The sequence below is a fragment of the Acetobacter fabarum genome, from assembly GCF_022483405.1.
Lineage (GTDB): Bacteria > Pseudomonadota > Alphaproteobacteria > Acetobacterales > Acetobacteraceae > Acetobacter > Acetobacter fabarum.
Map to the genome: position 1 here is coordinate 1,031,940 of NZ_JAKVNI010000001.1, position 23,560 is coordinate 1,055,499.

A 23,560-nucleotide genomic window follows, 5' to 3' on the forward strand; every position below is an offset into this window, starting at 1 on the left:
ACCTTTTGGGGGATTTCTATGGAAATTTGCGGTTTCCTACAAGGCGGGAATCCCAAGCAATTTCAGAGTTCTGATGAGATCGTGCTGGCTTTGGGCGTGTCACTCCTTGTATTCGGGTTGTTGTGTCACTGCCTTCGATGTCCGGACACTTGAGCCGAGGCACCGCCCAAGCCCTGTAGCTCTCTACCCACGGTCCAGTCTATGTCACCTGTGCGCGGTTTGACGATTAAAAACAGAAGCGGTCGGCCGGAAAGTTGGCACTTGAAACTTGACCTGACTTTTTCAACACAATCAAGGTGATAGCGGTCATTTTAGCGTCTTGATTTTCAGTCTTTCAGGGGGTCAACGGGGGAGGTATCCCCCCCCCTTGCCAGATGTCGAATGGGTAGCCATTCGACACTGCTGGCTCCCTTTTAAGTCGTTCCTTTTTTGAAGGCTGTTACCGGGTAACTTATTGCCTCTATGGTTTGCAGCAAATTGGCTGTTGAGATGCGGGTCAGATAGGTTGTGGTGCCCTGACTTTTGTGGGTTGCTTCATGACCCAGTAGGCGGTCAATCCATACCTCCCGGATGTTGGCATCCGCGTTTCTGAGTTGGGTTGATACGGTATGCCGGAACGAGTGAAACGTGATTTCTGCTGGTAGGCCGATACGGGTTTTGAGCAATGAGAAAGCCCTGCCAAGGGCTGCGCCCCTGACACCTTGTTTTGAGGTTTCCAGACCCGGAATGAGATAAGGGCTGTCAGTGGTATCCTTAAAGGCCAGAATTCCTGCTTCAATCAGTTTTGAATGGACTGGCACTACACGAGTGCCTGCTTCCGTTTTGGGTGCCCAGCCGGTTTCGGTGTGAGGACGGATAAGGAAGCAGTGGATACCTTCGATGGTTTGAAGGTCTTCTTTCCGTAAGGTGCAGATTTCGCCTAGCCTCATGCCTGAGTAGGCAGCAATGAGGGCAACCAGCCTGAAGGTCTGTTCTGGCACGGACGTGCTGTGCCATGACGCAGAGGCCAGCAAAGCCAGTTCCTTTGTCGTCCAGCTTCTCCTGACTGTCTTCTGCCCATTCTCGAAATTCCAGCCTGTCCATGGGTTACGTGTGACCAATTCCCTCTGGTGTAACTGGTTCCAAAGGGCAGAGAGGCGCATCATATGGTTCTTGACGCTTTTCCCGCTCAGGGTCGGCAGACCTTCCTCTTTGGCCCTCTGAGCCTCTTCTTCAAGGGTAAGGCTGCTCTTGCGCTTCCCCAGTGAGGCTGGAAGGGAAAACAGGAGGTCTCGGAACGCTCCGGCCTTCTCGCCACCGATAATGGACACAGGGGCATCGCCAAAGGCTTGCAGGAAGAGGTTTACAGCCCGTTGAGTGGCTTTTTTGGTATCCGCACTGGCATGAGGGTTATCCAAGACAAAGCGTTTCAGGGCACCTGAGAGCATCAAGGGGGCCGCTTTGGGTGCTTTGGTCATTTTCTTCACTGTTCGGGGTTTAGGCATCGGTGCTGAAACTGGCACGGACCCCGTTTCCTGAGCAGATGAAGGCAGGCTCACGCTCTGCAAATCCCGCAGTGCAACCCGCAGTCCCTCAAGCCTGCTTAAAGCGTCTGGTTCATAGAGGGCCAGATGGGCCTGAGAGAATAATTCAGTGGTTCTGGCATGAAGAAGTGATGCCCGTTTGCGGGCCTCATTCTGGTAGCCAGTTTTCAGGGAAACCCAGATTTCCCGCCGGTTTAAGGCTGCTCGCAGGGCAGGGGGAACGATACGGCGGAAATGGTAGGTAGTGCCTCTAACTCGGAGCATAAAATCTTCCCTCAGTGGGGAAGGATGATGGAGCAAAGACAGCCTTTGCTCCTCATTCAGCCGAAAAATCGTGCTATTTCAGGTGTCTGTGGTGCGAACTGCGGGACTCGAACCCGCACGCCCATACGGGCTGGAGATTTTAAGTCTCCTGCGTCTACCATTCCGCCAAGTTCGCATATGCTTTGTATGGCCTATGCGGCTGTTCTTTAGCATGCTTCAGCTATTGCGCAAATCTTCGGTTCATCTGGCTTGTAGCAGGAGAGGTCCCTTCTGGCGGAGCCATGCTTCGGCCTGTGTTTTGTGTGGTGTAATGCTTCTCACGCATTGCCAGAAGAGCGGGCTGTGGTTCATGTGCTGGAGGTGGCTTAATTCATGGGCAATCAGGTAGTGCCTCACCAGTTCCGGTGCCATGATCACGCGCCAAGACAGCATGATCCTGCCTGTTGAGGAGCAGCTTCCCCACCGGCTGGACGTGTCTCGGATATCCACCCGGGTCGGGCGCAGGCCAGTGTGCTGGGCCATTGCCTGCACTTCTCTTTTTAATACGGTCGCGGCATGGCTGCGGAGGAAATCGGTCACGCGTCTGTTAATGAATGCCGCATCCCCACTCACCATAAGGCGGTCGTTTTCAAGCCATGCGCCCCCCAGTTGTTCTGGGGAGTGGACAATCCGGTAGGGTGTTCCTTCAATCAGAATTGTGTTGTTGGCTGAAAAAGACGGTGCTTTTTCAAGTTTCTTCAAGCGCTCGCTAATCCATCCGTGATTTTTCTGGACGAATGCAAGTGCCTGGGCAGAGGTGCAGCCTTGCGGGATGGTAACAACAAGCTTTTGTTCGTGTGGAGCAATGCGTAGGGCAAGGCGCCTTGCCCGCAAAGAGTGCTTCCAGATGACCTGTAAGGGCTCCTGAGCGGAAAGGTTAATTTCCGTCGGGAGTTGTCGCAGGCTCTGCTGGCCAGTCAACAATGTAATCCTCCAGTGCTCCTGCACGTCTTTCACTAATGCATCGCCCCGCGGCGGATGCGCCGGAGGTGATAACCGTGTTGGGGTCCCCAGTGATCAGCGGGTGCCATGCGGGCAGGTCGAGACCGTCAGACAGTCGTTTATAGGCACAGTCCGGCGGGAGCCAGTCCAGGTCCGGGATCATGGTGGGGGTTAAGGTTACGCAGTCCTGCACTTTGCGGTGACGTTTGAGGTAGTCTGTGCACTGGCAGGTTTTTACATCCAGAAGTCTGCATGCGACAGATGTATAGTGGAGTTCTTCCGTGTCATCATCACGGAGTTTGTGCAGGCAGCATCGGCCACAGCCATCACATAGAGATTCCCATTGTTCGGTTGTCATGTCCGCAAGGGGAGTGGTTTTCCAGAAGGGGGGAGGGGATGGAGGTGTCATTGTACGATGCTAAAGAGAAGTGAGAGAAAAAGACTTTGGCAGGCAGCATTTTTCAGGAGTGGCAACCAGAAAAAACGGAGCCTTGCCTGCCGGCCTGCACCGAGTTCCCGTGCAGTAGCCGACCAGCCCTGCTGCAAGGTTCTGATGGGTAATGATAACGGAAACAAAAGTAGAGGAAGAAGGAAAAGGCCCTGCAAAAACGGTGTAGTTTGCGCATGGAAAAACAAAGACAGCGCTACGGAAAGGACTGTGCAAGGAAGCAGAAGAAAAAGTGTGGCCGCATAAAGCCATTGTTCCATACGCATGAGAATACCCAGCCCCAGGAGCAGGGCTGTAGCCATCAGACTGGTTGTGAGAATCAGCAGGCCATGGAGGCACGCTGTATGTGCATCAGCAAGGCCCCAGTAATACGGAATCATACGTGGTGAATCCATTGCTGGAAGCGGTCACTCAGCTTTTCCAGATTGGCCTCCCAGAAGGTGTCATCGACCATAATGGCAGGTGGAACGTGGCTAAGGCGTGGAGCCAGAGCATTCAGTTCCGTTATGGAGGGGAGGGAGGGCCAGGCATTGGCAAATGCCTGTTGTTGTGCCGGCTGTTCCAGCCAGGAGACAAAAGCCAGAGCCGCAGGGTTGCGTGCTGCAGCGGTTAGCACTCCCCAACCATATTGGACCAGAAAACGCTGCTGCCAGTGTAGGCCAAAACGCTGGCGGTCTGGTCCGGATATGCCAAGAATTTCCCCCGTGGGAACACAGCCCATAAGAGCACCGCCTGAAGTCAGGATGTGTCCAGCTTCTTCCGGCGTGGACCACCAGACAATATAGGGTCTGAGCTGTTCAAGTTTGAGGAAAGCGCGATTAACCCCCTCGGTCGTTGCCAGAGCAGAGTAGAGCGCATTGGCGGGCACGCCGTCGGCTAGCAGGGCAATTTCCAGTGTCAGGCGGGGGTCACGGCGGAGACTGCGGCGGCCGGGGTGGCGCGCAACATCCCAGAAATCGGGCCAGTTGGGGGCTGCGTCAAACCGGGCGCGGTCCCATGCCATGGCGTAATCTATGGCGGCGGAGGGCTGGCCGCAATTGCTGAGGGAGCTGTCGGTCTGGTGGCGTGACAAAAGCTTGAGGTTGCAGCCAATGCGCAGGCTGCTGCTTTCCATCATGGCAGCAGCCAGAGGACGGTGTGTCTGCTTTATAACGTGCTCCAGATCGCTGATCTGCCCGTTCCAGCCATGGGGTATAATAGTCTGGTGGGTAAGCTGTTCATAGGGTTTGAACAGGATTTTGCTCTGTATCCCGGAAATTTTGCCCGAAAAGGTCAGGATATGCAGGCTTCTGGCGGCTTTGCTCTGCGGAGCGGGGTGCCGGGCCATGGCAGAAGCTGGGAGCAGGGGGGCTAGGCAACCCAGCCCGGCCAGCAATGCGCGACGGCGCGATAAAACGCCAAGAGAAGGAGCCTGCCCTCGTTCCTGGGAGGACACTGCCTGCCTGTCGGGTGTGTTCAGGAAAGGGAAAGAGAACAGGGTAAACCTCATGCGTCGTTTTTGTTGGCCAGTTTTGCCAGCCTAAATCTAGCTGGTTTTTTTATCCATCGGAAAGGCTGTTGCGTTCCGTGTTTGCCAGGCTAGCAGGGCGGGGCGGCCGGCGCTGAGCTCGCGCTGTGTATGCACGGGGGGGCGGTTAACAGTTATTTCCGTTCCATCCCGCAGGCGCATGCGCATGGTAATGGTGTGACCAAGATGATGGGCGGATACAAGGGTGCATGGCAGGTCGCCTGCTTCGGCAGCACTATCAGCCTCCACCTGCCGAGGAAAGAGAACGGAAAGCCGGTCGGGCAGAATACAGATGCTCGCCAGATCATGCTCCGCCAGATCCCCATCGGCCATTGCCTCGACTGTTTCGCCCGATGGCAGCCGGAGTTCGGCGGTATCATCGTCAAGGCGCAGGACCTTGCCGGTCAGGATATTGGCGTCCCCCAATGCCAGCGCCACGGCAGGCGTGGCAGGGCGGTTGAGCAGGGTGGGGGCATCCGCCACCTGTAGCAAATGCCCCTGATCAAGCACGCCAATGGTGTTGGCGGTCATGAAGGCCTCGGTCCGGTCCGAGGTGAGGAACAGGGAGGTCAGGCCAATGGCCTGGCGGAGTCGTTCCAAAAACGCCAGCGAGCGTTTTGCAGCCTGTGGGGGCATACCCTTTAAAGGCTGGTTGAGCACAAGCAGGTCGGGGGAGGTAATCAGGGCGCGAGCCAGTGCTGCGCGAAACACCTGCTCGGTGGAGAGTGCAGGGGGTAAGAACGTGCGCACGGCATCCAGCCCTGTCAGGGCCAGAACCTCATCACGCCTGCGGTTGGTCTCAGCGGGGGAGAGCAGGCCCGTGGCGCGGAGGGGGAACAGAATGTTGTCGGTTACGCTCAGGTGGTCGAACAGGGGCGCATGTACCCCCACTGTGGCAATGCCGCGCCGCCCCTGCGGTTTGTGGCTGACATCCACCCCGTATACGCATATCTGCCCCGATGCCCGGCTGCGCCCTGCCAGGGCTTCGGTCAGCGCGTTCAGGTCGTGCGTGGTGGGGCCGATTCCCAGCAGGGCCATGCAGCAGCCGGAACTCAGGCGTAAGGCAAGTGGGGGAGCTTCGGGCAGGACAGTAAAATCCGTAAGCGCCAAAGCCGGGAGTGAGCCATGCGCTGGCGGCATGCAACTATGTCCTTTTTTGTGGGTTACAATGGTGTTGTAATTTAAAACGGTAAAGTCAACGAGGTTTGTTTCATGTCATCAGATAAAATCAAAGACGTTAAGTTGGCTGGCGAAGCCGCAGCCGACACCGCGCGTGAAGAACTGGAGGCCGTTAAAGCCCATATTGAGCGTCTGGTTACACAACATATTGTTCCCGCACTGGGCCGTGCAGGCGGCAAGGCAGGTGATCTGACAGAACAGGCAGTTGCCAATGCCCGCGAACTGGCGGATCATACGCGCAACGATCTTGCAAAGCGTACAAGCGGTCGTTCGTCCTGGTTGTCCATTGCCATTTCCGGCGTGGTGGGGTTTATCATCGGGCGCATGTCTCGCTGACGCTTTGCGCGTCATCTGAACGAAGGTAGCTCCAGAGCCCATGCGCATCTTTGATCTTGGTAAATCCGCCCTATCTGCCCAGTCCTCCCTGATGCAGCAGATGGCCATCCGTTACGGTCGTCAGGCCGCGTTTTTGATCATGGCTGCGGTGTTTGGCCTTTTTGCCCTGATCACGGGGCATGGTCTGCTCTGGATTCTTCTTGTGTTTGTTGGCCACTTCGGGCCGGTTGGCGCATCCTTTACCGTGTTCGGGCTGGATGTGCTGGCGGCCCTTGTGTGCGTTCTGTTTGGCCGCCGCTCCTACCTGACCACGGATGAAGTGGAAGCCCGGATCATGCGTGACCGCTGCATGACCCAGATGCGCGACTCCGTAACCATGGCTGCGGTTACGGCCACCGTTGCAACCGCTGTTGGCCGCGGTGGCACCCGCAAGGTGTGGGATATTGTGCGCGGTAAAAAGGACTGAATCTGTCCAGTCTAGGTTAAGCCATAGGTTCCATTCCAAATTTGCATTGGCGCGCTGGATTGTTTCTGTAAATGATGGCGTCAGTCTTTTGTGAGTGTGCAAACTTTTTGCATACTCGCTAGTGTGAGCAGTGAATGGAACTTGAGCATAATCCTGTTGTGGACAACGAGACCCGCCGGTCCTTCGGTTACCGGCTGGCTCGACTTGCGTCCATGTGGCGGCGGGAAATAGATGCCGATCTGCGGGTATTCGGCCTGACCGATGCCACGTGGCGTCCCATTTACTATCTCAACTTTTCATCCTCATCCATGCGCCAGACCGATCTGGCCCGTTCCCTGTCACTCGAGGCCCCTTCACTGGTGCGGCTTCTGGATGTGCTGGAAAAACGCGGCTACGTCGTGCGTGAGACGGATGAGGAAGACCGGCGTTCCAAGCTTGTCAGCATCACGTCGGAGGGGCGGCAGGTGGCCGCTCTGGTCAGCAGCGTGGCAGATCAGGTTACGGCCCGGCTTATGGCTGGTGTGTCCGACCCGGAGCTGGAACAGTGCTGCGGTGTTCTCGACCGGGTAGAGCAGGCTGCTCAGGCCCATAAAGAGAGTTCCGATGCTGAAAAAAGGGACGCACGGTAATGCTGGTGTCCAGGGCGGTGTCATGCTGACGGAATTTAATCTCTTTGGTGTCTTTATGGCACCGATTGTTGTGTATGCGCTGGCAGCACTCCCGCTGACCATGTGTATCCGGTTTGCGTTGTGGTGGAGTGGCCTTTTGGGCTGGTTCTGGCATATCGCGCTGTTTGAAGTTTCGCTTTACGTCTGCATTCTCTGTCTGCTGATCCTCTACGTCTGACCTGAAAAGGCTTTTGAGTCTCTGCAATGCCCCTTCTGCGCACCCTGATACGAGTTGTTCTGACCCTGGCGGTCGTCTCTCTTGCGATTGTTCTGGGGATCACTCTCTGGAACGTCTACATGATCGCCCCTTGGACCCGCGACGGGCGCGTGCGTGTTTACGTGGTCGATGTGGCCCCCGAAGTTTCTGGCACCGTGGTGCAGATTCCGGTGGTGGATAACCAGTTTGTCCATAAGGGCGACCCGCTCTTTGTGCTCGATCCGGTCCGCTTCCGTCTGGCTATCCGCGAGGCACAGGCCCGGCTGGATGGCGCATTGGAAGACCTGAAGCTCAAACGCAATGACGCCAAGCGTCGTATGGGCTTGGGTGGTATTGTGTCGGCCGAAGAGCAGGAAGTGTTCAACTCCAACGTGGCAACCCAGATTGCCGCAGTGGACGCAGCCCGCGCCGCACTGGACGTGGCCAAGCTGAACCTGCAGCGCTCGGTTCTGTATTCTCCCGTCAATGGTTATGTGACCAACTTGAACCTGCGGGTGGGCGATTACGCAGCCGCCAGTCAGGCACGTATGGCCGTGATTGATGCCGACTCCTACTGGGTTTACGGGTATTTTGAAGAAACCAAGATGTGGGGCGTGCATGTGGGTGATGTCGCCCGCGTCAAGCTCATGGGGTACAAGCCAATCCTTACCGGGCATGTTGTCAGCATTGCGCGTGGTATTAACGATACCAACGGCACGCCGGACAAGCTGGGCCTACAGGATGTGAATCCGATCTTTACATGGGTCCGTCTGGCCCAGCGTATTCCGGTGCGTATCCATCTTGACCATGTGCCCGATAGCGTCACCCTCGCAGCAGGTATGACAGCTACGGTTAGCGTGGGGCCAGAGCCAACCGGGCGCAGGGGTACATTGACCACCTGGCTGCAAGATCATCTCTGAGCGTGGGCCAAGGATGAAGCGCATGAAGGCTCGCCGTCGCTTTGGGTTATGTGCCGCAACAAGCATGTTTCTCTCCGCCTGTACCGTTGGGCCCAATTATCAGCCTGACCGTATGAAGTTGCCTGCCCAGTTCAAGGAGGCAGCGGAGGAACATGTTGCTACCCCTGAAGAGATTGAGCGCACAAACAAGGAAATGGTCGAGTGGTGGGCCCTGTTCAAGGACCCCCTCCTTTCCCGCCTTGTGCAGGACGCCATAAAGGGGAACTACGACCTCCAGATTGCGGGGCAGCGTATTCTGGCCGAACGCGCCATGCGTGACCGTTCCGCCGCGCAATGGTACCCGCAGATGGATGCCAACATGGGGGGCGGGGATGTCCGCTACTCTCTGAACATCGATAACTGGCCGTTGCGTCCGGGTAACCCGGCCAACCGGCCAGAAGCTTCCATGCTGACCTACGGTGCCACGGCATCGTGGGAGCTGGACATGTTCGGGCGTATCCGGCGTGATGTGCAGGCCCGTGAACACGCAGTTGAAGCCACAATTGAAGCCCGCCGTGCGGTGCTCATGGGGCTTTTGTCCGAGCTGGCGTCGGATTACATGCTGCTGCGCGTAACGCAGTTGCAGATCCAGATCGCCACGGACAATATCCGCGTTGCCAAGGACGCCGTGGACCTGACCAACAAGCTGTATCTGGAAGGTGTGGGGAACACCTTGCAGATCGCGCAGGCGCAGGCGGAACTGGATGCCCAGATCGCAGCGCGCGAACCGCTTAAAACCCGTGTTTCTCAGGTCACGCATGCGATTGCGGTGTTGCTGGGTAAAATGCCGGGTGAGCTGGAAGACGAACTGAAGCAGCAGCGTCCGCTGCCTGTTGTGCCGGAGTTCCCGGCGGTTCTGCCTTCTGTTGTCATTGCCAACCGCCCGGATGTGCGTATGGCGGAGCGGCGTTACGCCGTCGCCACGGCCCAGATTGGCGTTGCCGTTGCCAATCTGTATCCGCATTTTGTGGTGCCGCTGACCTTCAACCCCAATGCCTCTGCCATGTATCAGGCGTTTCAGGTCAATGCCATGAGCTGGCAGTTCCTGCTGATGGCCAGCCTGCCGCTGATGCACGGTGGTAAAATGACGTCTGAAGTCCGTGCAACGCAGGCTTCGGCTGAGGCAGCACGCCTGACATACCGGCAGACAGTGCTGACGGCCTTCAAGGAGGTCGAAGACTCCATGGCGGCCTGGCATGATGATATTGAATATGCCGAGCAACTGCACAAAGCGGCGGAAGATAGCGCAACAGCCAGTGACCGTGCGCGTAAACTGTATGGCGCGGGGCTGGTTGGCTTTCTGGAAGTGCTGACAACCGAACGCACCACACTGAACGCGCAGAACATGGAAGCTCTGGCCCGCCTTGAACGCCTGCGCGATGCGGTGAACCTTTACACAGCCCTTGGTGCGGGGTGGAAGGGTGTGGCCCTTACCAACTCTACCCTGCCTGTGTCGCTTGAAACGCAGAATATTCTGGCAAGAGCCTTCTCGCAGTAAGACACTCTGGTTCGTATGCTTTAAAAAACCGCCCGGTTATATGCCGGGCGGTTTTTTGTTGTGGGTCGGGGCTAAGCACCGGGGCGTGATGCTTGTTCCCCCCCTCTTGTATCTTGCATGCAAGGGCAGAGTGCTGCGTAGAGTTGCGGGCCCGGATGTGCCTTTGCCTGTGGTTGCGTTAACCTTGCGTGGTGCGGGCGGTAAGCTGCTGGAATGCGGGACGGGTGGCCTGCTCGTGCAGAAAACGCAGCATGGCTTTGCGTGCCAGCCCGGCATCCCGCCCCAGAGAGATCAATCCACCAATCTGGGAAGGGTGGCGGAGCAGGGAGCGCAGCAGCAGGCCGATTTGCAAGCCACCATCGGGGGACAGAACACAGGCCGTAATGGGGGGGAGGGAGCGTGTTGCCGGGTCGCACACAACCCGTAGCACGGCAAAGGGCAAACCTGCTTCATGGGCTGCACGGGCTAAAAAGCCACTTTCCATATCCAGTGCGGCACAGTGCGTAGCAGCAAACAGGTCGGCTTTGTGCTGGGCCTGCAATACGACCTGATCACTGTGGAGGAGAGGCCCGCTGATAACCCCGGCTTGTTCCCCGCCCAGAATATGGCGCAAGGTTGGCTCACTCGGCCAGACATTGCCCCATGCCTGCACGGCACTGGGAATAACAATGGTCCCGGGTGGCAGAGTCGGGTCCAGCCCTGCTGCAAGCCCGAAGGATAACAGGCAGTCTGCCCCACATGCGGCAAGCCGGTTGGCCTCATGCTGTGCGCCAGCACTGGTGGCACCACTTGCGGCAATGGCTGCGTGGGGGAATACACCCCGGATCAACTGTGCTTCCGCTTTAAGCCCGACCAGAATGCCAGGGCGTGTTGGGGCGCGGTGCGTGGTGGTTGACTGTGTCATGGATCAGAACCCAGGCCTTGGTGGAGACGAAAAACAATCGGATTAAGCTGGCAAAATGGCTCCGGCCAGCACGCAGGGTTCTGAACCCCCACAGATGGCCGGTATGGTTGCCTGCAATATTCTGGCCCCGGATCTTTGCTGAACCGCAGAACTTATGGCTAGGGGCAACACACTCCCCGCAACCCGGATAACGCGCAGCGGGGGCAGAACAACAGCCGTAGTTTCAGGATGGTGTTTTCAGGCCCAGTGCGTGTACGGCGCGCAGGCCCGAGCGCATGGCCCCTTCCAGCGTTGCAGGCAGGCCAGTGTTGGTCCAGTCCCCTGCCAGTGCCAGATTAACCAGAGGAGTGGCCGAGCCGGGGCGGCGGCGGTTCTGCTCCGGGGTGGCGGCAAAGGTTGCGCGCTTTTCCCATACAATACGCTGGGCATCCGGTGCGGAGGGGAGGGGCTGCTCCAATACCGCATCACACGCGCTGCGTAGCTCGGACCAGATGGCACGGGCCAGTTCCTCGTGGTCATGCTTGGCGTAGCGGTTGGCCGCACTAACGGTCACAGACAGGATATTCCCGCGCAGGAACACCCATTCGGTCACGCCGCCAATAACCCCCATAAATCCGCATTGGGCAAAAGAACCAACAGGGCGTGGGGCCTCTGCCAGACGGAAATGCAGGTTCAGAATGCTCTCAAACGCATTGGGGGTTGTCAGCCCGGCCATGTGCTGGCTCAGCAGCCCTTCGGCAACCGGTGCCGTGGTGGCGACAATCACCTTATCATGCTCGGACAGGGCAATGCTGCCCTGCGCAGTATGGAGCGTGGTTACGCGGCCTTTGGCAACGTCCAGCCCCGTAATGCGGGTTTGTGTGCGGATCTCGGCGTTCATGGAGGCCAGGTAAGCAACGGCCGGGTCCACGAGAGACTCGGAAAGACCGTCACGCGCAAACCACGGCACGCAGGCATGCCCCCCGAGCGAGAGCGATTCCCGCACCACAGCGCCAAGCAGTGCCGCGCTGCCTGTATCGCTCAGGGTGTTCAGGGCGGAAATGGAAAAAGGTTCAAGCAGTCTGCGGGTAAAGGCACCGGGCAGCAGGCAGTCGGCCACTGTTGTCTGGTCGCCTGCGCGGATCAGGCGGTAAAGGCTCTGCAACTCGGGCAGGCGCATGTCCGGCACGCGGCGGTGAGGCTGGAAAACCCATAGGGGCAGACGCCCGCGGGACAAATCCAGCGTCCAGCGTGCATCCTCGGCCAGATCAACAAACGGGAAAATCGGCTTGCCCGGTCCGCTGAGCGTATCCAGTGCTCCCGTTATGCCAAGGTAGCGGAATACCGTGCTATTGGCGGACAGGAGCAGGTGGTTGCCATTATCTATGCGGCAGTCCAGATGCCGGTCATGGTAGGAGCGGGCGCGCCCGCCGCATGTCCGCCCGGCTTCATGCACGATCACACGCGTGCCGGTGCCCGCGACTTCTACCGCAGCGGCAAGGCCAGCCATGCCACCGCCAATAATATGCAAAATACCAGACATGCCGCGTTTTGCCGTTATCTCAGGACGTGTAGGAAAGGGCAAACCACCGGGCTTTGCCAAGAAGGGAGGTATGGGGACGTGCGCGCAGCACGTCTGCACCCCAGCCACGCTTGCACAGCGCCTTGAGAATGGACTCGTAGCTTGCACCCATAATGCGGGCGGGGAGCATGGAGCGGGGCTGGCAGATTTTCATGGTGGCAAAGGCAGTGCGGAAGTGGTCCTGCGCACGGGCAGCCATAACGCGGGCGACCAGTTCCAGCCCCGGAGCGGACAGAGCCTTGATCGGGTCTTTGGGCACGTCAAAGCGTTCCAGCAGGTCAGCCGGCAGGTACAGCCGCCCACGGATTGCATCTTCGGGAATGTCACGCAGGATGTTGGTGATCTGCAAGGCCCGACCCAGATGGAAAGCCACGAGGTCACCATTTTTGGAGCTGTCGCCAAAAATGCGGACAGACAGGCGGCCCACGGCGGAGGCTACGCGGTCGCAATACAGGTCCAGCGTTTTTTCGTCCGGGGCAACAATGGCGGTCTGCGTGTCCATCAGCATGCCATCAATCACGGCATCAAAATCAGCCTGCTGGAGAGAGAAAAAGTTGATGGTCGCCAGCAGAACCCGGTCCAGCGGTTCGGTCGGGAGGACAGCCCGTTCCGCAAAAAGCTCGGCAATGCGCTGGTGCCAGTCTTCCAGACCTTTGGTGCGTTCGGCCAGCGGGGCCGTGCCATCTGCAATATCGTCCACTACGCGGCAGAAGGCGTAAATGGCGTACATGCCGTAACGCCGCATGGGCGGAAGGATGCGCATGCCAGCGGCAAAGGAGGTGCCTGCCTGTTTGACGGTGCTTTCCACCCAGGCAAGATCAGCCGGATCGCATCCGAGCGGGGTCGGTTTGTCGTGCATCTGGATGTTTACGGCTGTCACGCGCTTTTCACCTGTTTTTCGTCAAGATTGAAGAGAACGGGTTTCTTTTTACAGAACTTTCACCGTTCGGGAAGGTCATGCCCATGCCCGCAGGGCCGCAATGGCTGCATGCATGGCGTCCGTCCGGCGCAGGGCCACCCGCCCGGCCAGCGGGTCTTCGCGGCGCAGGCGCTGTGTCAGGCGGTGGGCGAGTTCTACAATGGCCGCACATTCCATACGGAAACGCCGGCCTTTGATATGGGCTGGCAGGGCGCTGGCCTGCCGGTTAAGGGCATCCACCCCGTCTAGCAGGGTGTTGAACACCCTGCGCATGGCAGGGCTGGTCTGGCCTGCAAGCAGATCCTGAGCGGAGGTGCCGGCACGTTGCATCAGCTCTGTGGGCATGTAGCAGCGCTGGAGCCGCTCCAGATCCTTGGCGCAGTCCTGCAGGTGGTTCAGAATCTGCAAGGAAGTGCACAGTGCATCCGATGGGCCAAAGGCTGCCGGGTCTTCCCCATGCAGGCAGATCAGGTAGCGCCCGACCGGGTTGGCGGAATATTTGCAGTAATGCAGCAGGTCATCCCATGTGCGGTATTCATGGCCGCGTGAATCATCACGGAAGGCGATCAGCAGGTCTGTTGCGGTTTCGAACGGCACGTTGGTCTGTATGAGCGAAGCCCGCAGCCGTGCGGCACTGAGCGCATCGGCCCGGTTAATGGCGCTGCGCTGGCCAAGGAGTACCTCCTCCATGGCATTCAGCCGGGTGACCTTGTCTTCGGGGGAGAGGGTTTCACAGTCTGCTATGTCGTCAATAACACGGGCATAATCGTAATAGGCATGCACATGCGGGCGCAGTTTGCGGCTGAGAAGGAGGGAGCCTACGGGAAAGTTCTCGTCAGACGCACCCTTGCCGGATGAAACGTCAGCTTTTCCCCAGATGCGTGTATCGTCAGTCATGCCGTGCCGTGTTCAAAAAAAGGGACCCCAAGGGCAGCTTGGTGTTTACATGAGCCCGCCTGCCATGCCTATCCCTTAATGCCGGAGGGCAGGTAACGGCAAAAAAACCTACCGTCCGGGGATCTGTATTTTCTGCTCTGCGTCCGGGGTGCTGGCCCGCCCATTGTTGGGAATGGCCTCGGTATAGGCCCGGTTCTTCCACACCACACCGCGCCCGCGGTGGTGGTTAAGGGCGGAGCCAAGGGTTGCTGCGGTATAAAAGGCGGCAATCAGGGGCAAGCCTAGCGCCCAGAGGGGTGAAAGCCGAAAACGCCTGAGCGTAGGCAAAAAGGACAGGGTGGAGGCAAGCCACACCCCGGCACCAATCCATTGCGCAGCGCCGTGGGCGCACAGGGCCAGTGCAAGAGGTGCCATCCAGACCACAAGCATGGCCACAACGGTTAGCACCAGCAGCAGGGGAGAAAAATTAAGCTGCACGTAGGCCGTGCGCGTGATCATACGCCAGATATCGGCAGCGGATGGGTAAGGGCGGATGGAACGGGCAAGGCAGGAATGGCCAAGGTAGAGCCGCCCCCCGGCCTGCTTGACGCATGTGGCCAGTGTGCAGTCATCAATCAGGGCTCCTTTTAAGGCTTCAATCCCCCCGATCTGGCGGAGCATGTCGCGCCGGAGCAGGATGCTGCCCCCCGCCGCCCCAGCGGTTTTATCCTTTGGGTTGTTGACCTTGGCAAAGGGGTAAAGCAGCGCAAAAAAGAAGACAAAAGCAGGTACCAGCGCCCGTTCGGCCAGTGTGATGCACTGAAGCTCCACCATTTCGGAAACCATGTGCAGCCGGTCGGCCTGTGCCTTGGCAACAAGGGTGGAAATATGGGCGGGGTCGTGAATAATGTCGGCATCGGTCAGGAACAGGTAGCCACTGCCATGTGGGGTCTGTCGCTCTGCCTCGTGTACACCCTGTGCTACGGCCCATAATTTGCCGCTCCAGCCTGCCTCGGGGTTTGCACCGTCCAGCACACTCAGCCGGTTGTGGGTATCGGGCAGGGCTCTGGCCAAAGCCCCTGTACCATCAGTGCTGCGGTCGTTGACTAAAATGACCGAGAGCGCGCCGGGGTAGTCCTGTTGCAGAAGGGAGCCAAGTGCCGCCTCGATAGACTCCGCCTCATCACGGGCGGGTACGACCACGGTAACATCGGGGGCAATATCCGCCGGTGCGTCTGCCATGCTGGCGGGCTGGAGTATGGGGCCAGCCTGCCAGAAGTGCCCGTGGCAGAAAATAAGACCCATCCAGATTATGGCGCATAGAATAGCCAGAGCCAGAATCATGATGGACCGCCCCCTTATTTCAGCATGCCGTTATTGCGGAACCATGTAATGGCGTCTTCCACCGCCATGCGGGCGGGGCGCGGGGCATAACCCAGCTCGCTCATGGCTTTTGCGGAGGAGAAGAACATTTTCTTGCGGGACATGGCGAGCATCTCCCGCGTGACACGGGGCGAGAAGCCAAAAGCGCGGGACAGCCATTCGGATACAATAGCCACCGGCCAGATAACCTCTTGCGGCAGGCTGATCTTGGGCGGGGGCACATGCGCGATTTCAGACACCATGGCAAACAGGTCGCGCAGCAGATAGTTCTCGCCACCCAGAATGTATTTTTCGCCAATTCTGCCCCGTTCAAGGGCCAGCGCATGGCCTTCTGCCACGTCATCCACATGCACGATGTTAACGCCCGTATCCACGTAAGCGGGCATGCGGCCTGCCGCGCAGTCCAGAATCATCTGGCCTGTGGGGGTGGGTTTGATGTCGCGCGGGCCAACGGGGGTGGAGGGGTTCACAATAACCGCTGGCAGATTCTGCTCGCGCACAAGCCGCAGCACTTCCTGCTCGGCACGGTATTTGGAACGTTTGTAAATACCAATAACGGCATGTTCTTCTACCGGTGTGTTCTCGTCCGCAATGGTGCCATCGCCAATCAGGCCAAGGGCCGCCACGGAGGAACAGTACACAATGCGTTCAACCCCTGCCTGCTGGGCTGCCAGCATAAGCAGGCGGGTGCCTTCCACGTTGGCGGTCATCATGGGGGCGGGGTCGGGTACCCACAGGCGGTAGTCGGCCGCGACATGAAAAACATACCGGCAACCTTTGACTGCACGCGCAAATGTGTCCGGCTGTGACAGGTCGCCTTCCACCAGCTCGGCCGGAATGTCGGCAATGTTGCTACGGTCGCTTCCTTCTCGCACCATAAGGCGCAGGGAATGGCCGCGTTCCAGCAGTGTGCGAGCCACGGCGGAACCGACAAAACCAGTTGCGCCGGTTACGAGCGTATGAGCAGTCATGAAGGATGCGCTCCCGGTAGAGGGCTGAAAGAAAAACAGGTGTTGGGCATCAAGCCCGAACGGTTGGTCTGTTTCTTTATCCTGACACCCGAGGTGGCGCCAGACCCCGTGGTAGTGTAAGGGGGCGGAACATTCACACATGCGCCCGGTTGGGCTTCGGGCGTGCCCATGGGCGTGACGGAGCCGCGAGCGTAACAGGCGGACAGAGCTGAGGCCTTGAAGAAGCTTACGGTTTTTCTCACTTTTCTTGGACTCGTGGTCGTTACGGCAGCAATGGCGTGGAGCGGTTTCGATTCTGTTTTACGTGCTGTTATGCGTATTGGTCTTGGCGGCTTTCTGCTTATGGTATGCTGCCAGCTGGCCGTGGATGGCCTGCTGGGCATGGCCTGGCATGCTGCTTTTCCTGAAATTGGGTACATGCGCCTGCTGCTGGCCCGCATGGTGCGTGATGCGGCTGCAACCTGCCTGCCGTTTTCGCAGGTTGGGGGCATTGTTATTGGTATTCGCGCGACCTGCTCGGGCCATGGCGTACACCGCGCCACCGACCGGGAAGTAGAACTGCCCGAAGCCGCCTGCGCCAACCTTGTGGATATTACAACCGAGGTCATGGGGCAGGTGGCATTTGTGCTGCTGGCCGTGGCCTGCCTTGTTGCGCACCAGCGTTCCAGCCCGTTTGTGGTGCCGGTGGTCGGGGGGACCCTGTTCCTGATCGCGGGAACCGCAGGTTTTATCTGGACCCAGACGCATGGCGGCAACCTGTTCCGCAAGTTCGGGGGGATGTTTACCCGCAGTCTGGCCTCCCAGTGGCGGGATAGCATTCTGGCGGGTGCGGATAACCTGCAGGAACGTATGGAAGCCGCCTGGAGCCGCCCGTGGCATATCTGCCGTTCTGCCAGCTACCATTTGCTCGGCTGGCTGGGTGGTGCTGGCATGCTGTGGCTGACAGCGCGCTTTTTGGGTGCGCAGCTGACGTTCCCCGGCGCTGTGGCGGTGGAAGGCGTAACCTGTGCCATTATGTCTGTCGGGTTTTTGGTCCCCGGTAGTCTGGGCGTGCAGGAAGGGGCCTATATGGCGCTCGGCCATGCGTTTGGCATAGACCCGTCCCTGTCCCTTGGTATTTCCCTGCTCCGCCGTGGGCGGGAAATTACCATTGGTATTCCCGTTCTGCTGTTGTGGCAGTTTATGGAAATGCGCGGCCTGCGCCAGAATGCACCCCAGCAGCCTGCAGCTCCGGCACAGGGCGAAAATATTGGGTATTCTGCCCCTTCCAACACAATCAAGGATAGCTGAGCCGTGGCGGAAGAGCATCTTCAGGTCGTGTTTGACACGCTTGTTGTGGTTGGACCGGGGCTTATCGGTTCGTCCGTGCTGCGGCGTGCCAAAGTGCATGGTCATCTGGCCCGCAGACTGATCGCGGTGGACAACAGTGCGGATGTCTGCGCGCGGGTCATGGAACTGGGGCTGGCGGATGAGGCAACAACAGACGTAGTCGCTGCTGCCGCACAGGCGGATTGTGTTATGTTGTGCGTGCCGGTCGGGGCTATGGGGCCCGTTGCCGCGCAGGTTATTCCCGCCATGAAGCCGGGCGCAGTGCTGACCGATGTGGGGTCCACCAAGGTGTCGGTCATCGAGGCCATTCTACCCAGCCTGCGGGCTGATGTGCCCTATGTGCCTGCACACCCCATGGCTGGTACGGAGTTCTCCGGCCCGGATGCGGGGCTGGCGGGCCTGTTTGAAAATCGCTGGTGTCTGCTAACCCCGCTGGAAGCCACAACGCCAGAAGCCCTGCAGCAGATCCGCGAATTATGGACCCGCTGTGGTGCCCGCCTGCGGGAAATGACCCCCGCTCACCATGACCGTGTGTGCGCCATTGTGAGCCACCTGCCGCATCTGCTGGCCTTTACCATCTGCGGCACGGCTGATGATCTGGCGGAAGAAACCCGCTCGGAAGTGCTGGACTTAGCGGCTTCGGGTTTCAGGGATTTTACCCGGATTGCGGCATCCGATCCCATTATGTGGCGCGATATTTTTCTGGCTAACCGTGAGGCCCTGCTGGAAATGCTGGGGCGCTTTATGGAAGATGCTCAGGCCATGGCCCGCGCGATCCGCTGGGGAGATGCGGATTATATTGTGAACAAGATCGAGCGTGGCCGCGAGATCCGCAAAAGCCTGATTGAAAACCGGCAGGCCTGAGCCTGCTCAGGTTGGCTGGCCAAACGCCTTGATGTGCAGGGAATCGGAGCGTTTGTGGCTCCTGTCCAGCATGGGGTTGAGGGCAGTGGCCTTTTGCCATGCTTTAAGTGCGGCCTGACCATCGTTCAGGTGTTCTTCCACACTGGCCAGCAGGCTCCAGCTCTGGGCGTCCTCTGCATCACGCATCAGGGCCTCCCCCAAATCCGCTACAGCGCCCTTCAGGTTGCCAGCAACAAGGCGCATCTGGGCACGGGTGCGCCACAGAATGGCCTGATCGGGCTGAAGTGCTAGTGCATCCCCCATATCGTCCACGGCATCATCCGGTTTTTCGGATATCAGGTCTTTTTCCGCACGGCGGACCAGAAGTTGCGTGGTGGGGGAAAGGTGTGCTGCCCGTAAGGCCTCAAGCCTTTCTTGCAGGGTATGGGCCTCTTCGGGCGTTGGGGCTTGGGCAAGCTGCTTGACCAACAGGGCAATCTGTTTTGCAGTGCCAGTGCCAGTGCCAGTGCCAGTGCCAGTGCCAGTGCCAGTGCCAGTGCCAGTGCCAGTTGCTGGAGCAGGCGCTGCCAAGGGGGCAGGCTGGGTTTTGGGCGCTGTATCCGCCCAGGCAGCAGGAACAGCCGTAAAGCTGAGGGCTGTGGACAGGCCTAAAAACAAAAACCCGTTCCTTCGGGGACCGAGGGAACGGGCTTTATGCATGATCATCATGATAAGCTTGCCCGTAAGGGCCAGACCAACCATGAATTAGCCCTGACGGGCCTTCATGCGGGGGTTCTTTTTGTTGATGACGTAAACCCGGCCACGACGACGAACCACACGGCAGTCTTTGTCGCGCACCTTGGCTGACTTCAGGCTATTTCTGATTTTCATGGCCCGTATTCTCCGTCGATGCCGCTCAATGCATAAATAAGTTGGCTCGGCACATACCGGCCCCGTGCGCCTGAGTCAATATTCTGCGCATTTTTCTTGCGGATTTTGCCGCCTATAGTGCGTTTTATCGCAAGGGGGCGGGCAGATTGGGTGCTTAAGCCGGGTCCAGTGCGAGTGTGAGCAGCGTGCTGGCCAGAGTGGAAAAATCGGCAGCACGGGGGGAACGGGGCCGCCAGGCCAGACCAATGGTGCGCCATGCGGCGCCATCTGCAAGGGGGCGGGCAGCAATTTTACGGTTTTTAAGAATACCCCCGTTAATGGCTAGTGCTGGCATGATGGCGATTCCCAAACCCAGTTCCACCATTTCCGCCATGCTGTGGAGCGACATGGCGGTAAAGGTGGGTTCGCTCTCCCCTTCCGCGCCACTGCGGCTGGGGCTCTGGCGGCAGATGGCCAGTGTCTGCTCACGCAGGCAATGCCCGTCTTCCATCATAACCATGTTGTATTCGGACAACCGCTCCACGGGCACGCTCTCCAGTGCCGCAAAAGGGTGGTTGGAGGGCATGATCACATAAAAGGGGTCCTGCCACAGGGGGTGGGTTTCCGTGCCATCACACAGGCAGGGCATGGCCAGCACCAGCATGTCCAGTTGCCCAAGGGAGAGCTTTTCCAGCAGGTGTTCTGTGGTGTCTTCTGTCAGGGACAAAAGCAGGCGGGGGAAGTGCTCGCGCAGGATATGCACCGTGCGGGGGATAAGGAACGGGCCAATGGTGGGAATAACCCCGAGTCGTAATGGGCCAGTCAAAGGAGTACGGGCTGCGGCGGCCAGTTGGGGTACGGCCTCCAGCGCGGCCAGTGCCTGCCGGGCTTTGAGTGCGATCTCGTGCCCCAGAGGGGTAAAAACCACTTTTTTGCCCACGGTGCGGTCCAGCAACGGGGTATCCAGCTGGCGCTCCAGTGTCATAATCCCGGCAGACAGGGTGGACTGGGTTACGGCACAGGCCGCCGCGGCCCGGCCAAAGTGGCGCAGTTCGGAAAGGGCGATCAGGTAGCGGAGCTGCTGTGCGGAGGGGAGTGGAAGCATGGCCAAGTCCTACCTGAAAACCCGAGAATGGTTAATCGATACTTTCAATTGTTCTTATATAAAATATTCATTGGATTAAATGAAAAAGGCGGGCCATACATACCTGCACCGCCTGACCCGGCCTAAAGCATGGTCAGGCACTGTGCCAGAAACAAGGAGCAAACATATGCTGACCGTTGGCGATAAGTTTCCCAGCTTTGATCTGACCTCCGTTCCGGGTGGGCCGGAAGGCCTGAAGGGCGAATTCGTTCAGATTTCCGACAAATCCGATGCCGGTAAGTGGAAAGTGGTGTTCTTCTGGCCGAAGGACTTCACCTTTGTCTGCCCGACCGAAATCGTGGCTTTTGGCAAGATGTCCAAGGACTTCGCAGACCGTGATGCGGTTGTGTATGGCGTGTCCATCGACAGCGAGTTCGTGCACCTCAACTGGCGCCTGCACCACGCTGACCTGAAGGATCTGCCGATCCCGATGCTGGCCGACATCAAGCGCGAGCTGACCGAAGGCACGGGCGTGATGGCAAAGGACGCTGGCGTTGCCCTGCGTGCCACCTTCATTGTCGACCCGCACGGTGTGATCCGTCATGTGTCCGTCAACGACCTGTCTGTTGGTCGTAACCCGCAGGAAATCCTGCGTATCCTTGACGGCCTGCAGAGCGATGAGCTGTGCCCGTGCAACTGGAAAAAGGGCGAAGACTTTATCAAAGTCTGAGTCTGACGCACTGCCCGGTTCGCGTTTGCGGGCCGGGGGTGGTTGCGGTGGCATACCTGCGTATTCTGCCGCAACCACCACTCTATCTTTCAGGGCTGTTTAGCCCGCTCCCAGCCAGTTTCTGGCTGTGCCTTGTGCTTCAGGTTCCATGTATTGGTCTGGCACAGATTTTTCCAAAATAAATCATAACGGAAAAAGCCATGTCTATAGATGCACTCAAAGACCGTATTCCCGATTACGCCAAGGACCTGCGCCTGAATCTGGGGTCTCTGGCAAGCGATATTACCCTGACCCCGCAGCAGCTTGGCGGCACGTTCATCGCCTCCGCCCTCGCTGCGCGCAATGATGATGTGACGCGTGCAATTGTGGCCCAGTTCCGCGATACGCTGTCCGAGCAGGCATTGGCTGCTGCGCAGTCTGCCAACGCCATTATGGGTATGAACAATATCTACTACCGCTTTGTGCATATGGCGGGTGGTGAATACGCCAAAATGCCAGCACAGCTGCGCATGAGCGTGATTGGCAACCCCGGCGTGGATAAAGCGGATTTTGAGCTGTGGTGTCTGGCCGTTTCCATCATCAACGGGTGCGACCTGTGTGTGACCAGCCACGAAAAAATCGTGCGTGATGCGCTTGGCGCTGCTGCGGTGCAGACTGCGGCACGGATTGCTGCAACAGTGCATGCGGTAGCCGTAACACTGCAGGGTGCGGATGCCTTGCAGCAGTAAGCATTACCCAGCGTAAGGGCAGTGTATAAAAAACCGGTCGTTCTGGCGGCCGGTTAGAGGGGGAGTTTGTGGGGAGCGCGCAAGGGCGCTCGGCGCCACTTTCTGATACGATTGACTTGTAAAGGAAAGTGGCGCGAGTGACGGGGCTCGAACCCGCGACCTCCGGCGTGACAGGCCGGCGCTCTAACCAACTGAGCTACACCCGCATTTTCCAACGCTCACCAGTTGTGTGCGTCGGTATGTGGGGCTTTATAACGATGTTTTTTTCTTTGGCAACAGGCATTTCATAAAAAAATGCAAAGAAGTGCATTTTTGCGCAGGCGGTCTTGTACGGTCGTATAAAATTGGCCGCACAAGAGCCGCTTCAACCAAAACGGTAGCCCGAGAGCGCCTTGCCCAGCACTGTATCGCTGTAAATCTGTTGGCCGTAATCCTGCCCGGCGGCACCGGCGGCCACCATCAGCGGGAGCAGATGCTCCTCGCGGGGGTGGCACAGGCGTGCACCGGGGGCCTGTGCCCAGTGGGTCAACTGCGCGGTGCGCTCTGGCGGCGGCGCACAGACGCTACGGGTCAGCCACGCATCAAATGCCTTTGCAGGCTCGTCGGTTGTGGGGGAACCGCTCATGAAGTGGGGCAGGTTATGGTAGCTCAGACCCGTGCCCATGATCAGCACGTTGTCTGCCCGCAGGGGGGCCAGTGCTGCGCCAATGGCCAGATGCTCGGCCGGGTCCAGCGCCTTTTGTAACGAGAACTCCACAACGGGAATATCGGCCTGGGGAAAAGCCAGCATGAACGGGATGAACACACCGTGGTCAAACCCCCGTTCGGCATTTTCGGCACTGGCAAAGCCTGCCTGCTCCAGCAGGGTCCGCATGTGGGCTGCCAGTGCGGGGCTGCCGGGGGCGGGGTACTGCAGCGTGTAGGTGTGGGCGGGAAAGCCGTAATAATCGTAGATCAGGCCCGGTTTTGCACCGGACATGAGCGTGGGAACCTGCTCCTCCCAATGGCCGGAAACCACCACAATGGCATCTGGTTTTTGTGGGAGCGTGGCGCTTAGCCCACGCAAAAAGGCGGCCATGTGGTCCCATGTCTGTGGCCAGTCCATAAAAAAGCATGGACCACCCCCATGGGGGATGAACAGGGTTGGCTGTTTGGGGTGCTTTGCGGCAGCAGGGGTGGGCATGAACATCACCATGACAGAATGAAAGGGTCGGAGGTGTTGTCCAGAGCATGGCGCAAAACTGGTGGGCTGATAATCCGCGCGATACGGAATATATTTCACACTCAGGGTGTGATGCCGGGTGTGCAGGTGCGCTGCAACAGACACGGCGCACTGT

Annotated in this window: 26 protein-coding genes and 2 tRNA genes; 10 read left to right on the forward strand and 18 right to left on the reverse strand. The window is 58.6% G+C overall.

Going from position 1 to position 23,560, the window contains the following annotated elements; genetic code table 11:
• Positions 1 to 413: 413 nt before the first annotated feature.
• The 7 genes from LKE65_RS04915 to LKE65_RS04945 form a co-directional block, all read right to left on the reverse strand.
• A complete protein-coding gene (locus LKE65_RS04915; RefSeq protein WP_341461182.1) occupies positions 414 to 1,787 on the reverse strand; it encodes a site-specific integrase in 1,374 nt (457 codons plus the stop codon).
• Positions 1,788 to 1,876: 89 nt separating this feature from the next.
• Positions 1,877 to 1,962, reverse strand: a tRNA-Leu gene (locus tag LKE65_RS04920).
• A 65-nt stretch (positions 1,963 to 2,027) separates the two neighbouring features.
• Entirely contained in the window at positions 2,028 to 2,783 is a 756-nt protein-coding gene (locus LKE65_RS04925) for a M48 family metallopeptidase (RefSeq protein WP_341461183.1), read from the reverse strand.
• Positions 2,704 to 3,177: a YcgN family cysteine cluster protein gene (locus LKE65_RS04930; RefSeq protein ID WP_086646389.1), complete on the reverse strand. Its 474-nt coding sequence runs from the start codon at positions 3,175 to 3,177 to the stop codon at positions 2,704 to 2,706. The genes LKE65_RS04925 and LKE65_RS04930 overlap by 80 nt, the downstream gene beginning before the upstream one ends.
• Complete coding sequence (locus tag LKE65_RS04935) at positions 3,174 to 3,596, reverse strand: spermidine/putrescine ABC transporter permease (protein ID WP_278740647.1); 423 nt, start codon at positions 3,594 to 3,596, stop codon at positions 3,174 to 3,176. The genes LKE65_RS04930 and LKE65_RS04935 overlap by 4 nt, the downstream gene beginning before the upstream one ends.
• On the reverse strand, positions 3,593 to 4,705 hold the full coding sequence (locus tag LKE65_RS04940; RefSeq protein WP_278740648.1) for an extracellular solute-binding protein: 1,113 nt from the start codon (positions 4,703 to 4,705) through the stop codon (positions 3,593 to 3,595). The genes LKE65_RS04935 and LKE65_RS04940 overlap by 4 nt, the downstream gene beginning before the upstream one ends.
• A gap of 36 nt (positions 4,706 to 4,741) precedes the next feature.
• A complete protein-coding gene (locus LKE65_RS04945) occupies positions 4,742 to 5,863 on the reverse strand; it encodes an ABC transporter ATP-binding protein (RefSeq protein WP_278740649.1) in 1,122 nt (373 codons plus the stop codon).
• A gap of 72 nt (positions 5,864 to 5,935) precedes the next feature.
• Here LKE65_RS04945 and LKE65_RS04950 point away from each other — a divergent pair, with 72 nt between their 5' ends.
• From LKE65_RS04950 to LKE65_RS04975, 6 genes are all read left to right on the forward strand, one after another.
• Complete coding sequence (locus LKE65_RS04950) at positions 5,936 to 6,238, forward strand: hypothetical protein (protein WP_086646386.1); 303 nt, start codon at positions 5,936 to 5,938, stop codon at positions 6,236 to 6,238.
• Positions 6,239 to 6,278: 40 nt separating this feature from the next.
• Positions 6,279 to 6,704 (forward strand): phage holin family protein, encoded by a 426-nt coding sequence (locus tag LKE65_RS04955; RefSeq protein ID WP_086646385.1) that lies wholly within the window; start codon positions 6,279 to 6,281, stop codon positions 6,702 to 6,704.
• Between the two features lie 134 nt (positions 6,705 to 6,838).
• Positions 6,839 to 7,333, forward strand: coding sequence for a MarR family winged helix-turn-helix transcriptional regulator (locus tag LKE65_RS04960; RefSeq protein WP_086646384.1), 495 nt, complete (start codon positions 6,839 to 6,841; stop codon positions 7,331 to 7,333).
• 22 nt (positions 7,334 to 7,355) lie between these two features.
• Positions 7,356 to 7,550 (forward strand): DUF1656 domain-containing protein, encoded by a 195-nt coding sequence (locus tag LKE65_RS04965; RefSeq protein WP_025827705.1) that lies wholly within the window; start codon positions 7,356 to 7,358, stop codon positions 7,548 to 7,550.
• 26 nt (positions 7,551 to 7,576) lie between these two features.
• Positions 7,577 to 8,488, forward strand: a complete 912-nt coding sequence (locus tag LKE65_RS04970; RefSeq protein WP_086646383.1) for an efflux RND transporter periplasmic adaptor subunit — start codon at positions 7,577 to 7,579, stop codon at positions 8,486 to 8,488.
• Between the two features lie 22 nt (positions 8,489 to 8,510).
• Positions 8,511 to 10,025, forward strand: coding sequence for an efflux transporter outer membrane subunit (locus tag LKE65_RS04975; protein ID WP_179290169.1), 1,515 nt, complete (start codon positions 8,511 to 8,513; stop codon positions 10,023 to 10,025).
• A 178-nt stretch (positions 10,026 to 10,203) separates the two neighbouring features.
• Here the strand turns inward: LKE65_RS04975 and LKE65_RS04980 are convergent, their stop codons facing one another.
• From LKE65_RS04980 to hpnA, 6 genes are all read right to left on the reverse strand, one after another.
• Positions 10,204 to 10,929: a phosphorylase family protein gene (locus LKE65_RS04980; protein ID WP_278740650.1), complete on the reverse strand. Its 726-nt coding sequence runs from the start codon at positions 10,927 to 10,929 to the stop codon at positions 10,204 to 10,206.
• A 223-nt stretch (positions 10,930 to 11,152) separates the two neighbouring features.
• The gene (gene hpnE, locus LKE65_RS04985; RefSeq protein ID WP_278740651.1) at positions 11,153 to 12,451 is read right to left on the reverse strand and encodes a hydroxysqualene dehydroxylase HpnE; all 1,299 of its coding nucleotides are present in this window, start codon (positions 12,449 to 12,451) and stop codon (positions 11,153 to 11,155) included.
• A gap of 19 nt (positions 12,452 to 12,470) precedes the next feature.
• Entirely contained in the window at positions 12,471 to 13,349 is an 879-nt protein-coding gene (hpnD, locus tag LKE65_RS04990; protein ID WP_086646413.1) for a presqualene diphosphate synthase HpnD, read from the reverse strand.
• A gap of 96 nt (positions 13,350 to 13,445) precedes the next feature.
• The gene (gene hpnC, locus LKE65_RS04995) at positions 13,446 to 14,306 is read right to left on the reverse strand and encodes a squalene synthase HpnC (protein ID WP_253528107.1); all 861 of its coding nucleotides are present in this window, start codon (positions 14,304 to 14,306) and stop codon (positions 13,446 to 13,448) included.
• Between the two features lie 108 nt (positions 14,307 to 14,414).
• On the reverse strand, positions 14,415 to 15,629 hold the full coding sequence (locus LKE65_RS05000; protein ID WP_253528109.1) for a glycosyltransferase: 1,215 nt from the start codon (positions 15,627 to 15,629) through the stop codon (positions 14,415 to 14,417).
• A 14-nt stretch (positions 15,630 to 15,643) separates the two neighbouring features.
• Positions 15,644 to 16,639, reverse strand: a complete 996-nt coding sequence (gene hpnA / locus LKE65_RS05005; protein WP_086646377.1) for a hopanoid-associated sugar epimerase — start codon at positions 16,637 to 16,639, stop codon at positions 15,644 to 15,646.
• A gap of 216 nt (positions 16,640 to 16,855) precedes the next feature.
• Between hpnA and LKE65_RS05010 the strand changes: the two genes are divergently transcribed.
• Both LKE65_RS05010 and LKE65_RS05015 read left to right on the forward strand, forming a co-directional pair.
• The gene (locus LKE65_RS05010) at positions 16,856 to 17,929 is read left to right on the forward strand and encodes a lysylphosphatidylglycerol synthase domain-containing protein (protein ID WP_086646376.1); all 1,074 of its coding nucleotides are present in this window, start codon (positions 16,856 to 16,858) and stop codon (positions 17,927 to 17,929) included.
• A gap of 3 nt (positions 17,930 to 17,932) precedes the next feature.
• Entirely contained in the window at positions 17,933 to 18,832 is a 900-nt protein-coding gene (locus LKE65_RS05015) for a prephenate dehydrogenase/arogenate dehydrogenase family protein (RefSeq protein ID WP_278740652.1), read from the forward strand.
• Positions 18,833 to 18,838: 6 nt separating this feature from the next.
• On the opposite strand, the gene LKE65_RS05020 is transcribed toward LKE65_RS05015, so the two are convergent.
• From LKE65_RS05020 to LKE65_RS05030, 3 genes are all read right to left on the reverse strand, one after another.
• A complete protein-coding gene (locus LKE65_RS05020) occupies positions 18,839 to 19,573 on the reverse strand; it encodes a tetratricopeptide repeat protein (protein WP_278740653.1) in 735 nt (244 codons plus the stop codon).
• Between the two features lie 3 nt (positions 19,574 to 19,576).
• Positions 19,577 to 19,702, reverse strand: coding sequence for a type B 50S ribosomal protein L36 (gene ykgO / locus LKE65_RS05025; protein WP_003625637.1), 126 nt, complete (start codon positions 19,700 to 19,702; stop codon positions 19,577 to 19,579).
• A gap of 154 nt (positions 19,703 to 19,856) precedes the next feature.
• Positions 19,857 to 20,786, reverse strand: a complete 930-nt coding sequence (locus LKE65_RS05030) for a hydrogen peroxide-inducible genes activator (RefSeq protein WP_086646373.1) — start codon at positions 20,784 to 20,786, stop codon at positions 19,857 to 19,859.
• Positions 20,787 to 20,952: 166 nt separating this feature from the next.
• On the opposite strand from LKE65_RS05030, the gene LKE65_RS05035 reads away from it, so the two are divergent.
• Both LKE65_RS05035 and LKE65_RS05040 read left to right on the forward strand, forming a co-directional pair.
• Positions 20,953 to 21,495 (forward strand): peroxiredoxin, encoded by a 543-nt coding sequence (locus LKE65_RS05035; protein ID WP_086646412.1) that lies wholly within the window; start codon positions 20,953 to 20,955, stop codon positions 21,493 to 21,495.
• A gap of 200 nt (positions 21,496 to 21,695) precedes the next feature.
• Entirely contained in the window at positions 21,696 to 22,223 is a 528-nt protein-coding gene (locus tag LKE65_RS05040; protein WP_086646372.1) for a carboxymuconolactone decarboxylase family protein, read from the forward strand.
• A 129-nt stretch (positions 22,224 to 22,352) separates the two neighbouring features.
• On the opposite strand, the gene LKE65_RS05045 is transcribed toward LKE65_RS05040, so the two are convergent.
• Positions 22,353 to 22,429, reverse strand: a tRNA-Asp gene (locus tag LKE65_RS05045).
• A 158-nt stretch (positions 22,430 to 22,587) separates the two neighbouring features.
• Positions 22,588 to 23,406, reverse strand: a complete 819-nt coding sequence (locus LKE65_RS05050) for a DODA-type extradiol aromatic ring-opening family dioxygenase (RefSeq protein WP_278740654.1) — start codon at positions 23,404 to 23,406, stop codon at positions 22,588 to 22,590.
• Between the last annotated feature and the right edge of the window lie 154 nt (positions 23,407 to 23,560).